The following is a 12,764-nucleotide window of genomic DNA, read 5'->3' as shown; positions in this document are numbered from 1 at the left end:
TCTCGCGCGCCGCACCCGAATGAATGATCGTTAATTCAAACGCTTGACGTTCGAGCAATCAGAGAAGGTTTCCCATGCCGCTTGCCTCTTCAGGTTCTCCTACGAACATCATCACCGGCACCGCGCTCGGCGAAGTGCTGATGGGAACGTCGGGCAATGACGCGTTCTATGCCTTTGGTACCCCCAACAAGAGTTCAAGCACACTTGTTGGCGGCCTCGGTGACGACAGCTACTACGTGCACTCGACCAAGGACTTCATCACGGAGAAACCCGGTGAAGGCACGGACACGGCTTATGCGGACTTCACCTACTCCTTGCCCGCATATGTCGAGAACCTGGTATTGGTCGGGAACCTGCCGATCATGGGAATCGGCAATGGCGGCAACAACATCATCAAGGGGAACGGCGCAAACAATGTTCTCGAGGGCCTGACTGGCGCCGATGAACTGACGGGCGGCGGTGGCAATGATGTCTTTACCGTGCAGGGCAACGATACGATCATGGACTTCACATCCGGAGATCGGGTGAATCTGTACAGGTTCGGCAACTTCCAGACGTTCGAGCAGGTCAAGGCGGTGATGACGCAAAGCGGTGCGAACGTCGTCATGAAGCTTTCGTCAGCCGACACGATCACGTTCAAGAATTTTAACATCAACAACTTCACCGCAGACAACTTTCTGCTCAGCACGCAGACTTCGGGTTACACGCAGACATTTGGGGATGATTTCGACACTTTCAGCGTAAACACAGGAACCGGCAGCACGGGCAACTGGTATCAGCTGTTCCCTCGCAGCGGCATCGCGGCTCATTCGACCGTCGACCACGGCTCGATCCAGTATTTCACGTTCCCAGGCGATATCGATGCCTTCGGCAATCCGGTTACGATAAACCCGTTCACGCTCAATGACGGGGTGCTCTCGATCTCGATGGATCGCATCCCGGTCGAGGAACAGCCGAAGTTCAGCAACTTCGAGTACAGCTCGGGCATGATCAACTCGGTCGGCTCGTTCAGCCAGACCTATGGCTACTTCGAGATCCGTGCAAAGCTTCCTGCAGGCCAAGGGTTGCATGACGCGTTCTGGTTGCTGCCAATGGATGGCGGCTGGCCGCCCGAGCTCGACATCGTCGAGCAGCGTGGCGGGGACCCGACGAAGATCATCAACGTTGCGCACGGACTCGACGAGAACGGCGATCGGATTGCCTACGGCAAGCAGCTGACCGTGCCGACCGCGACGACCGAGTTCCACACGTACGGCCTCGATTGGGAGCCCGACTATCTGACGTGGTACGTCGATGGTGTCGCGCAGTGGACCATGCCGACTCTACCGGGCATGGACAAGCCGATGTACATGATCGCCAACATCGGCAGCGGCGGTCCGTGGTCGGGCGATCCCGACAGCACAACGCCATTTCCCGCTTCGATGGAGATCGACTACATCCGGGTCTACTCGAGCAAGTACACGGTCGAAAAGGGCGTTGCAGTCGACAAGGTCGGCACCGATGCGTCGGAGGAGATTTTCGGCACCAACTTCAATGATACCCTCAATGGCGGTCTGGGCGATGACCAGCTCTATGGCGGTGCGGGCGATGACACGCTGACGGGGGGCGGTGGCAACGTCGACATTCTCGAGGGCGGGTTCGGCAACGACACTTATCTCGTGCTCACCACTGCCGACGAGGTGATGGAAGGGCTCAACCGCGGCATCGATACCGTCAAGACGACTTTGTCGAGCTACACGCTCGACAACAATGTCGAGAATCTCCTGTACATCGGCAATGGCTCGCACAGTCTGTTCGGAAACGGGCTCGACAACTACATCCAGGGCGGCGACCAGGGTGGCCTCATCTCGGGCTGGGGCGGCAATGACACCATGCAGGGTGGTCTCGGCGTCGACCAGTTGAACGGTGGCGATGGCAACGACATCGTCCGCGGCGGTGGCGGAGCCGACACCCTTCGCGGCAACGACGGCGATGACCGCCTGTTCGGCGACGAAGGCGATGATCTGGTCAAGGGCGATGCCGGCAACGATTATCTTGAAGGGGGGGCGGGCAACGACAATCTCCAGGGCAATGACGGTGACGACGTCATTTATGGTGGCGACGGTGCGGATTCGATCGACGGCGGAACCGGCAACGATACCTTGTACGGAGGGTCCGGCAACGACACGTATTTCGTCGACCACCTGACCGAGACGATCATTGAGAATGCAGGGGAAGGCAACGCCGACCTCGTCAAGGCACGTCTCGATCAGTACACGCTGGCTGACCAGGTCGAGAACCTGAACTATGTCGGAACCGGCAACTTTGTCGGCACTGGCAATGCACTTGCCAACAAGATCGTCGGCGGTGCAGGCACAGACATCCTAGACGGCGCCGGTGGCGCCGATATGCTGACCGGCGCGGGCGGCGATGACACCTTCAGCTTCACCCGTGGCGAAGCCGATGGCGACAAGATCCTCGACTTCCAGGGCGCGGGTGCCCCGGGAGGCGACCGGATCAGCTTCATCGGCTATGGCCTCGACGGGACAATCACCCAGATCGGCACCTCGGATTTCTATTTGATCACGGCGGGCCAAGACTATGGCTACGTCACCGAGACGATCCAGATCGTCGGCGTGTTCGGGTTGTCATCGGACGAATATGTGTTCCTGCCTCCGGTCAATCATGCGCCGACCGACATCGTACTGACTGGCGGCGCTACGTCTGAAAGCGCAAGCCTTGGGACCGTCATCGGCACGCTTTCGACCGACGACCCTGACGTTGCCGAAGTGAACAGCTATGTCCTGACCGACAGCGCCGGCGGCATGTTCAAGATCGTCGGCGACAAGCTGGTGCTCGCCAAGCCCCTGGATTTCGAAAACCAGGCATCCTACCAGGTGACGGTTCGCGTAACCGACTCCGCCGGGCACAGCATCGACAAGGTGCTCACCGTGGCCGTCCAGGACGTCAACGACAACGCGCCGATCATCACTTCGAGTGCGGCAGTTACAGCAAGCGAGAACCAGACCGACGCAGTTGTGCTCGCAGCGAACGACCTCGACACCACCGGGGAGACGATTTCCTACAGCATCGAGGGTGGCGACGACGCAGCGCTGTTCAAGATCGAAGGCGGTGTACTCAAGTTCATCAGCGCACCCGACTTTGAGAACGCGGGTCACGGACCGACCTATTCGGTCTCGGTGCGGGCCTCCGATGGAGTCAACAGTTCGGTCCAGGCACTCACGGTCATCGTTGCCGATGTCAAGGCTGGTGACACCTTGCTCGGCAGTGCATTTGATGATCAGTTCACGTACACGCCGACGCTGACTTACGATAGGGTCGATGGCCTTTCGGGTACTGACGTCCTCAATCTTGGCGCCAACAGCATCGGCCTCGCACTGGCGGGCGGCGATGTGAAGTTCGAGCTCAACGCCAGCGGTGCGACCGACTTCGCTGCCGCTGGCATCGAACAGCTCAACCTCACGGGCCAGTCGATCGTATTGAAGGGCGACCTTGCTGGATCGTCGGTCACCGATTTGCGCCTCAATGGCACTGCCGGCAACGACGCGTTCGACGCTTCGGTGTCCTCCCTCGGCGTGAACGTGAAGGCGGGTCTGGGTAACGACACCATTCTTACCGGATCGGGTAACGACACGCTCGATGGTGGCGGCGGTGACGATGCGATGACGGGCGGCTCAGGCGACGACACTTACGTCGTCGACAGCCTCGCTGATACGGTCACGGAGAACGCTGGCGGTGGCTACGATCGCGTGTTGACGAGCCTGGGGACCTATACGCTTGCTGCCAATGTCGAAGTGGTAACCTACACCGGGACGACCGCGTTCAGCGTCAAGGGCAATGCTCTCGACAACGTCCTGACCGGTAGCAAGGGCGCTGACCGCCTCGAAGGCCTCGCCGGCGTCGACACGATGATCGGCGGTCTCGGTAGCGATACCTACACGGTTGAAAACATCAACGATGTCGTGGTCGAGAAGCTCAACGAGGGGACCGATCGCGTCATTTCGCAGATCAGCTATATCCTGCCCGACAATGTCGAGAACCTGACGCTGGCGACCAGCTTTGCACTCAATGGGACCGGCAATGCCCTGGCCAACACCATCGTCGGCAATTCGGGAGCCAACGTCCTTGATGGCCGTGGCGGCGCCGACACTCTGACCGGCGGCAACGGCAACGACGTCTTCGTCCTGCGCAACGGCGAGGCCTATGGCGACGTAGTGACGGACTTTGCCGGGGCGGGTGCCAGCGGCGGGGACATCCTCAGCCTGCAGGGCTACGGCACCGGCGCCTACATTTCGCATGCTGCTGGGTCGGACATCTATGTGATCCATGCCGGCAGCGAATTTCCGGGCATGACCGAGACCATCCGCCTGACTGGCGTCACCAACCTTGGTGCGGGCGACTACCTCCTCGACGGCGTCGCAGGTCCTGCGCCGATCACTGAAGGCACGGTCACGCCGCCCGATCCGGGCACGGGCGGCGACCACATGGGCGATGATGTCTATATCGTCACGTCGAGCGCCGATGTTCCGGTCGAACTGGTCGACGGCGGCTACGACGTGGTCAAGACCACGCTGACCCCCTATGTGCTTGGTGCCAATATCGAAGCGCTCCATTATACCGGTACATCATCGTTCACCGGCACCGGCAACGCACTCGACAACATGATTGTCGGGGGCACCAAGAGCGACAAGCTTGATGGGGGCCTGGGCGCGGATACCCTGATCGGCGGCGCCGGCAGCGACACCTATACGGTCGACAACGTCGGTGATGTCGTTGTGGAGAAACCGGGCGAGGGGACCGACCGAGTCATCAGCAAGATCAGCTACACGCTGACGGACAATGTCGATAAGCTCACGCTTTCGGGAAGCGCCTCGGTCAATGGGACCGGCAATACGCTTGCCAATACGCTTGGCGGCAACAGCGGCGCCAACGTCCTGGATGGGCGTGGCGGCGCCGATGTCCTGACCGGAGGCAGCGGTATCGACACCTTCGTTTTCCAGCAGGGCGAGGCTGGCGGAGATAGGGTGACCGACTTTAGCGGTGCCGGAGTGGCTGGCGGCGACGTGCTGCGCTTCGTGGGCTATGGTGCCGATGCCTATCTCACGCATGACGCCGGGACGGACCTGTTCGTGATCCACGCCGGGTCTGAGTACGGCGGCTTCACCGAGACGATCAAGCTCACCGGCGTCTTCGTCGACCTTGCCGCGTCGGACTATGTGTTCATCTGACAGGAGGCGGGCCTGGATTACGGCAGGTCAGCCAAGATCTGGGCAATGGGCACTTTCGGGCTGGGGCGCGCTCACGCCATTCCTGTTCCAGGGCTCCTGCGCACCCACAGCCGGCAATTGACACGAAGCTGGGGGTGGGCTGCGCCTGCGAGGATCTCATGGCAGCAATCCCGGCCGGCAGGGCGCGCGACGCAGGATTGCCCTCGTGGAGACGGTTGCGCCGAGGGTTCATTCCATCGATGGTCCGGATGGTTAGCGATTCCTCATATTGAACGCAGGATCGATACCGGCAAATAATTGCCGCGATCCTGCCGCCTGCAAACCTGTTCTTAACCCGTTTGCGCGATCCTGTAGTCGACAGGAGCAAGACGATGCAGATTCAGGTCGAACATGCAGGCCATGCGGCAGGAAGCGAGGAACGCAGTGTTCATCGCCGGTCGTTGCGTCTCATTACAACTGCGCGCCCAGCAAGTGCGGAGCCGTTCGAGGCCATCATTCTTGATCTTTCCGAAGAAGGATTTCTGACGCGGGCACCAGGTTGTCTTGCAGTCGGGGATGCGGTTGAGGTGTGCTTGCCCGATGCCGGCCTCGTTGCGGCAAAGGTCGTCTGGGCCTCGGGCCCCTATTATGGTTGCGCGTTCCTAAACCCGATCAGCCGTGCTGTCGTGAGTGCGTCCTTGCTGCGCAGCGCACCTCGCACCGAGCCCGGTTCGACGATCGCCTTTGCTCCCAAGGTCATCCCGTTCCCCAAAATCCACGCGTATGACGAACCGGTTTCGCAAACGCTCGGGCTCGGGACACGCCTTGCTGTCATCGTCGGTGCGAGCGCAGCGCTCTGGACCGGGATTGTCCTCGTGATTGCCCGAATTTTCTGAAGATTGCAGCTTTAGAACGGACCTTTGACCGACAATCGCGCAAGAGACGGCGTTTTGCGCGAAGCCACGGGCGGACACAAATGGCCGATCAGGCCGGCTGCATCTCCATGCCAGGGCACAACAGCGCCTGACAGCCCCTTCGCGATCGGTGGCAGGAGGAGCGGTTCCAGGCAAGCCGGTCCGATCTGGCCCCGCTCCAGTCGATTCATCACCGGCCCCGCCGGAATGCCCGAGATTTCTGAAGCTTCGGCGTATGTGCAGTCATCGATCACGACAGGACTGAAGACAGTGCGCTGGTCAATTGGCAATTCCTGAAGCGCCCTGCGCGCCCGTTGCAGTTCCGAGAGGTCTCCGGTGGCTCGAACGCCATCTTTTCCTGTAATGGCGATCAACTCTTCATGATGAAAGTGAACGGCAAGGTCCGTTACCTGGCGCAGTTGGTCGATGGGCAGGTTCTGGGCAATACGGAATAGCCAGCCGGGCAGGCTGGCGCTGCGGTCGAACAGGCTTTGGTGGCGCAAGGCGCGCTTGACGGTAGCTTGCAACAGGTCGTCTGCGGTGTCAGTACTGCCGGTCCTGGCAATGCAGAAGCGGCGGAAGCGCGGCAGCAGCCTGACACGATGGCCTCGGCCAGCAGTCCGTCGTTGTCCGTCCTGTCTCCTGCTAGGTTGGTTCCGGTGCAAGTGTCCCCGTAACCGATGGCGGCCAACCGGTTGGCTGCGGTCGCTCGCGAATGGTCCGCCAACCTGACCGCGACCTGACGACTCCGTCAAGGCGCGATCAGGTTGCCCGCCCGTCCAAGGGAGACTTTCGGATGGCCGCCGGCCTCTCTTGGGATCGCCGTGTGCGGCCAACTCCTTGCCACCAAGGCATTGGCTGACCTGCTAGGTTTGCATAGCCGGACCCAGCGGGATACTATGGCCAACCGGGCGCATCGCCATTTCGCGGGAAGCAACATCTTGCCGTTGCACGTTCTGGGTCCTGGTCGTGCGAACAAGCGCAGGTGACCGCTGCCAGTGCCTCAGGGCTGGCAGAGGACGCGAACGATTGACAACCTGCCACAAGGCGCTGGAGCCTGACCCGCGGCGGGCTGCAGGGCCTTGGCCTTCCATGCGAGGATCGGGGTGGGCGGGCCATCCTGGTTTCAACCGGAGCCAGCTGACCAATCCTGAGTTATCCCGGTGCCAGAGGTATGTGCGCACCTTTTGCCTGGCTCTGGCGAGCGTCACGGCGACGCTCGGCCATTGGATCAAGCCCGCGACTGCACCGCTCGGCGTCCTGCCAAGCCAGGGGGGGAGGCGCACGTCGTGTAGAAGCCAACCTTCTGCCACGAGCGATATACGCGGTGGCGCCTTGTGGCCCAATCCTCCAGGTAAGGGGCGAGCATGCATTTGTCGCCCCGCTACAAACGTCATCGTCAGGCCACCCAGGCCAGGTTGGCCGTCAGTTCGTCCGGTGCCTCTCCTGAGGCGCAGCAGCCGGCTGAGGGCTCGTTACTGAGAGCGTCAGAAGCGAGTAGCGACCTCTGCGATCACCAGCCAGAAGATAGTGCATGACGCTCCGCCAACCGAGATCAGGCGACGGAACTTGTGGATGGATATCGAATCCTGCGCGACCAAAGACATCTGGCGTCTCCCGTTTTCTTATCCTTTTCCGTTAATGTTTAATGGTTAACAACGTCAAGCAGGTGGAACCAACCGCCATGATGCGCGTTTGGCCAAGTCACTTTTTCGTCTAGACGCCTGCTGCATTGCAGCAACGGGTTGGCTGGTCAGCTGGATCGCGTCGCGTCCTTGGTGTGCGTGCAATAACGCCGGTTGGGCTGCTTCTGAAGGTGTAGCGCGAAAGTCGTCGCGGAGCTTGTTTCGCTATGCAGCACGAGCCCCGAGTGGGTTATCGTACTTTCCCTTACGTGCACGCCGCTCGCAGAATCGACGCGCGCGCGCAAGCGCTTGTCCCATTTCGGAACGAATCGGCGGGGCGAGAGAGGTTTCGGTTGCCCGGGACATAATGGGCCGGCGAGTTACCGGTGCCCCTTGCTTGGCGCGACAAAGCTCCGGTCGGACTTGCTGAGGATCCTGCGCCATAGCGAAGGCTTGCGAGGGGCGAGGTCACCTGACGCTGCCTTTGCGAGATAGTTTGCAAGAACGAGGGCCTGGCTCTTGGTCATGAGCAAATCGAGCGTGTTGTAGTTGCGCTCCTCGCGGGTGGACGCCGGATCGACATTCTGGATCTGGAGCACGATGCTATCCGGCATTTGCTGGTGTTTCCATCCGACGAGAATGCCGATGTCGGTCCGCCCCTGCCTTTTCACGCCCTAGTTCCCGTTCGTTTCTTGCTTGTAACCCGATCTGTGACCATGCACCTGCGTCCACCGCGGCGCAAGACAATCAAATGACAGGAACCCCAGCATGGCGTTCCGGCGCATGCTGGGGGGCCTGCCATTGGCTTTGCTCAGCGTCTGGTCAAAGAACGATGAAGTCTGAGAGGTGCAGGTCGATGCCCGGCGTGATCATGCCGATCTTGACTGCGCTTGCAGAGCCCGATCCGTCGCTGTCGAACAGGACCGCTCCGGTGCTCTGGTTGTAGAGGATCGTTGGCTTGGCGCTTGTGGCGACAAGCGAAGTCGAGTCTTCGAGAACAACGTTGCCAAGACTGGCGAGGCCGGTTCCCGAAAGTGCGATCTTGTCGATGCCGAGTGCGAAGTCAGTGATCGTATCGAAGCTTCCCTTGAACGAGGCGTTGAAAACGAAGATGTCCGCACCCTGACCGCCTGTCAGTCGGTCGTAGCCATCCCCACCGACCAGGCGATCGTTGCCAAGACCGCCATCGAGCGTATCGTTCTGGGTCCCGCCATCGAGGATATCGTTGCCATCGCCGCCGATCAGGATGTCGGTGCCGCCCAGACCTTTGAGGACGTCGTTTCCGCTGGCACCGGCCAGAGTGTTGACGCCGTCGTTGCCGTTAAGCTTGTCGTCGAATTTGCTGCCGGCCAGGTTCTGGATCTGGCTGTAGACGTCGCCTGCTGCATCCCCTGTGTTGGTCGAGGGGGCTCCAAGGCTGGCGCTGACGCCGGACAGTGCATCGGCATAGGTTACGGTGTTTTTGCCTGCGCCGCCGTTGAGGTAATCTGCCCCGGCGCCGCCTGCCAGCACGTCGTCTCCGTCAAGGCCCATGATCTTGTCGTTGCCGGCCGAGCCAAAGATCACGTCCTTGCCGCTCGTTCCGCCAAGCGAGTCGATCCCGGCCGTGCCCGCAATCTTGTTGTAGCCCGTCAGGTCCGCGAACGGATCGCTGACGCCTTTCACACTTGCGTCAATGGGCGTCGTGGTCGTGGTTGACGGCGTGGTCCCGGATGAAGTGCCATTAGTCGAGCCCGAAGTTGTCCCCGAAGTTGTCCCCGAAGTTGTGGTCGTGGGCGTGGTCGTGGGCGTTGTCGGTGTGGAGAGGGAGGTTGATGGTGTTGAATTCTTGCCATCGTAGTCGGTGACGACGATCTGTGTTGAGACGTTGGCGGCGACCAGTGTTGTGGCGCTGACGTTCCTGAGGGTTGCCAGGGTGGTGAAGCTGTCGCCGCCGCCATTGGTGTCGACCTGGACGAGGGTATCGCTGCCGGCCTGGACGAACTTGACGTAGCCCTTGGCGAAGAGGTCGCCGCTCCAGCCGTAGTGGCGGGCGATCACGGCAAGGTCGATGACATCACCGCCCGCGCCGGCGGTGAAATCGGTGATCGTGTCGTTGCCTTCGTTGGCGTCCATGAACACGAAGCGGTCCTGGCCGAGCCCGCCGGTCAGGATGTCGTTGCCGGCCCCGCCCCAGATGTAGTCGCGGCCCGCGCCGCCCGAGATGGTGTCGGTGCCGCCGCCGCCGAGCAGGCGGTCGTTGCCCGCGCCGCCGGTGATGGTCTCGTCGAGGACGAAGGTGCCGGCCTTGACCACATTGTTGATGAAGGCCAGCGTCGGGCTGCCGGCGGCGATGCTGTAGCGATTGCTCAGCACTTCGAAGATGGAGTTGGACAGGGTGTTGCCGGTGGCGCCGTTCTGGTTCCAGTAGGCAAAGCCGACGGTTTCCTTGAGGTTGACGTTGTCGACCGTGATGCGCGTGCCATCGCCGTTGCCGTACTGGTAGAACAGGATGCCGCGCTCGTTGTTGCTGCCCGAGACATCCTTGAAGGTGTTGTCGGTGCCGCGTCCGCCGAGCACGCCGAAGCTGTTGACCACGACCGCGTTCGAATAGGAGCTGAAGCGCCCTTCGCTATGCCAGGAGAAGGCATACGAGGTGGTGCCGTTGGCCACGACATTGGTTGCGGTCAGGCCGATGTCGGCACCGTACTTGGACGGGTTGACGTCGCTGCTCCACAGCCCCACCGCATTGTCGTCGACGCCGTGGCGGACGTGCTCGGTGTAGAGGCCGTTGACGGTGGTGCCGACCGAGCTGGCCGAGTGGACGCCGTAGCCGAAGTGGCCGTTGGCCGGGTCGTCGGTCAGGTTGATCGCGGCCGACTGGGTGACCAGGGCATTGACCGTGCTGACGAAGTTGAAGCCCATCGAGTTGCCGTCACGCACGGTGACGTTGTCGACATGGGTGTTGATGGTCGAGCGCACCGAGACGAGCGCATTGGCCCAGTCGGGATGGCTCTGGTCGCCCTGGACGGTGCCGTTCTTGATGTTGACCGTACCGCTCTGGTACTCCGAGACGCGGACATTGGTCTTGTAGAGATCGGCATAGGCAAGATCGCCCTCGAGCACGAGCTTGTTGCCATCAACCGCGATGACCTTCATCGCCTGGCCGAGCCGCGTCGCCGCGCCCTGGTCATTGGGCAGGACATCATCCGAGATGACCTTGATCCACTCGCCTGCCTGGACCGAGGAGGCATTGGCATACGTCACCGTCACGTGGCCCGAGGCATCGTGACCGACTTCGCTCGACAGCGGCGTCGTCATCCGCCCGTTGACCCAGATTACCGAAGTATCGCCGCCCTGCTTGAGCGTCGAGCCGTTCAGGTCGATCGTGATGTCGCGCTTCGAGGCATCGACGTCCAGGCCTTGGGTCACGAGGATTGTGGCATTGGCCGGGAGGACGAGAGTGCCTCCGGAGGGAAGGCCCTTGAGGGCCGCCTGGATGTCTGCCTCGGTCGATCCGTCCCGAAGCTGAATAATGGTGTCCGCCATCTCTTGATACCTTCGCTAGCCGAGAAGGATCGCTTTTTGAGACGCGCCTGGTTCGTGGTTATAGTCCACGTTCCCTTTTGCGCCTTACGACCCCGTCGCAGTTTCTGTTGAGTGTTGCTGCATTGCTGTTTTTTGTTGTGGGATCAGATGACCTCCCGCCCCTGATCAAATCTGCAAAAGAACTAGTTAGCGCTTTGGTAAGATTTATTTTCCGCACTCTCCGGCGTTATCTGCCTGATGCCTTGCTTATCTGCCCGGTCGATTGACGGCAGATTGCGCAACGCAGTTAGCGCCACAGTAACGAATTCGGTTCGTCGCAAATTAGCCGTGCCATTTCAGTGACTAGCCGGCGCGCCGGCTCGGGGAGCGCCGATCCGGCGGGACGGCCTGCATGCTGTCACCGGCCGTGCTCAGCGGCGCATCGTGAGGTCTGGTAGGGCTGGGCCAGTTGCGAAGGAAATTTTCTTTGCAGGCAACCGCGCGAAGTCATCAGGTCTAGCGAATCGGCTCCGAAGGTGGCCCTGGGACCCTGGTCAGGTATTCCCCCAGGTGCCAGGCTAGCGCGACAGGCCGCGGACGGGCTGTGCCCGATCGGCCTGTCCGGCATAAGGAAAGGTCAATAGGGGAGGCGGGGCTTACGGGGAGATCAGTGTCGCGCTCATCCAACCATCATGTCAGGCGACCTGACTGCCTCGTAGTGATCAGGATTCTTTTCTTGGAGTTTCTGCGAACTGGAAGTCCACCAAGCCAGTCATGGCTGCGATGTCATCGATGGACTTTCGCTTCATTAAGATCAAATCCGGATCGGCTTTCTCACCGGAGCGCCCCGACTTCGCGCGCAGTGTCCCGTGTTGAGGCAATGAATGTACGTTTTTCGACGGGGCTGGCCGTTTTCCGCACTTGCGAAACGGGAGGCGTTCTGTTAATCCGGCATCAACCTTAATTCATTGGAGGACCGAATATGACTCGCTTGCTCGCTGTGGGTGCGGCCCTTTCCGCTCTCAGCCTTCCCGTATCCGCGATCGCCGCCACCACTGCGGTGAACTATTCGGCGATCGTTCGCGCCAACGAGAAGGCCGTAGCCCAGATCAACGCCATCAAGTCTTCGTGCGGTTCGAGCGCATCGGATCAGGCTGCTTGCAGCAAGCAGATCACCAAGATTGTCAATTCGGTGAACTTCCGCATCAAGAATTCCGCTGGCACCGATCCTGCACTGCTGCCGGCCGTGCAGCGTGCGACGTCGAAGCAATTGCTGCAGATCTTCAACAACAGCCTGAATTGCCCGACTGAAAGCTCGGCGACCTGCCAGGCGCAGAACCAAAAGACCTTTGGTTCGCTGGTTTATCGCATCACGAAGCAGGCACCGATCAGCCCGGTCTGATTGCAGGTCTGCCTGATACACTGGCGCGTTTTCAAGAAAGGGGTGCAGCGAAAGCTGCGCCCCTTTTTCGTTCGCTCCAAGTCGTTCCCAAGCACGTCCTGTAACGGGA

6 protein-coding genes are annotated in these 12,764 nt (G+C 60.8%); 3 read left to right on the top strand and 3 right to left on the bottom strand.

Annotated features, from left to right (window positions below; all coding sequences use genetic code 11):
- Positions 1-74 precede the first annotated feature (74 nt).
- The gene (locus POM99_RS17510) at positions 75-5,228 is read left to right on the top strand and encodes a family 16 glycosylhydrolase (RefSeq protein ID WP_277279778.1); all 5,154 of its coding nucleotides are present in this window, start codon (positions 75-77) and stop codon (positions 5,226-5,228) included.
- 371 nt (positions 5,229-5,599) lie between these two features.
- The gene (locus POM99_RS17505) at positions 5,600-6,103 is read left to right on the top strand and encodes a PilZ domain-containing protein (protein WP_277279777.1); all 504 of its coding nucleotides are present in this window, start codon (positions 5,600-5,602) and stop codon (positions 6,101-6,103) included.
- An 11-nt stretch (positions 6,104-6,114) separates the two neighbouring features.
- Here POM99_RS17505 and POM99_RS17500 read toward each other — a convergent pair whose 3' ends face one another.
- From POM99_RS17500 to POM99_RS17490, 3 genes are all read right to left on the bottom strand, one after another.
- Positions 6,115-6,786, bottom strand: a complete 672-nt coding sequence (locus POM99_RS17500) for an RNA polymerase sigma factor (protein ID WP_277279776.1) — start codon at positions 6,784-6,786, stop codon at positions 6,115-6,117.
- 1,340 nt (positions 6,787-8,126) lie between these two features.
- Complete coding sequence (locus tag POM99_RS17495; protein ID WP_277279775.1) at positions 8,127-8,360, bottom strand: hypothetical protein; 234 nt, start codon at positions 8,358-8,360, stop codon at positions 8,127-8,129.
- Between the two features lie 208 nt (positions 8,361-8,568).
- Positions 8,569-11,274, bottom strand: a complete 2,706-nt coding sequence (locus POM99_RS17490) for a calcium-binding protein (RefSeq protein WP_277279774.1) — start codon at positions 11,272-11,274, stop codon at positions 8,569-8,571.
- 961 nt (positions 11,275-12,235) lie between these two features.
- On the opposite strand from POM99_RS17490, the gene POM99_RS17485 reads away from it, so the two are divergent.
- Positions 12,236-12,655, top strand: coding sequence for a hypothetical protein (locus POM99_RS17485; protein WP_277279773.1), 420 nt, complete (start codon positions 12,236-12,238; stop codon positions 12,653-12,655).
- The last annotated feature ends 109 nt before the right edge of the window (positions 12,656-12,764 follow it).

Source organism: Novosphingobium cyanobacteriorum (genome assembly GCF_029436685.1).
In the GTDB taxonomy this organism is placed as follows: domain Bacteria; phylum Pseudomonadota; class Alphaproteobacteria; order Sphingomonadales; family Sphingomonadaceae; genus Novosphingobium; species Novosphingobium cyanobacteriorum.
The sequence above is the reverse complement of the archived record's forward strand: the minus strand, read 5'-3'. Positions and strand labels throughout refer to the sequence as shown.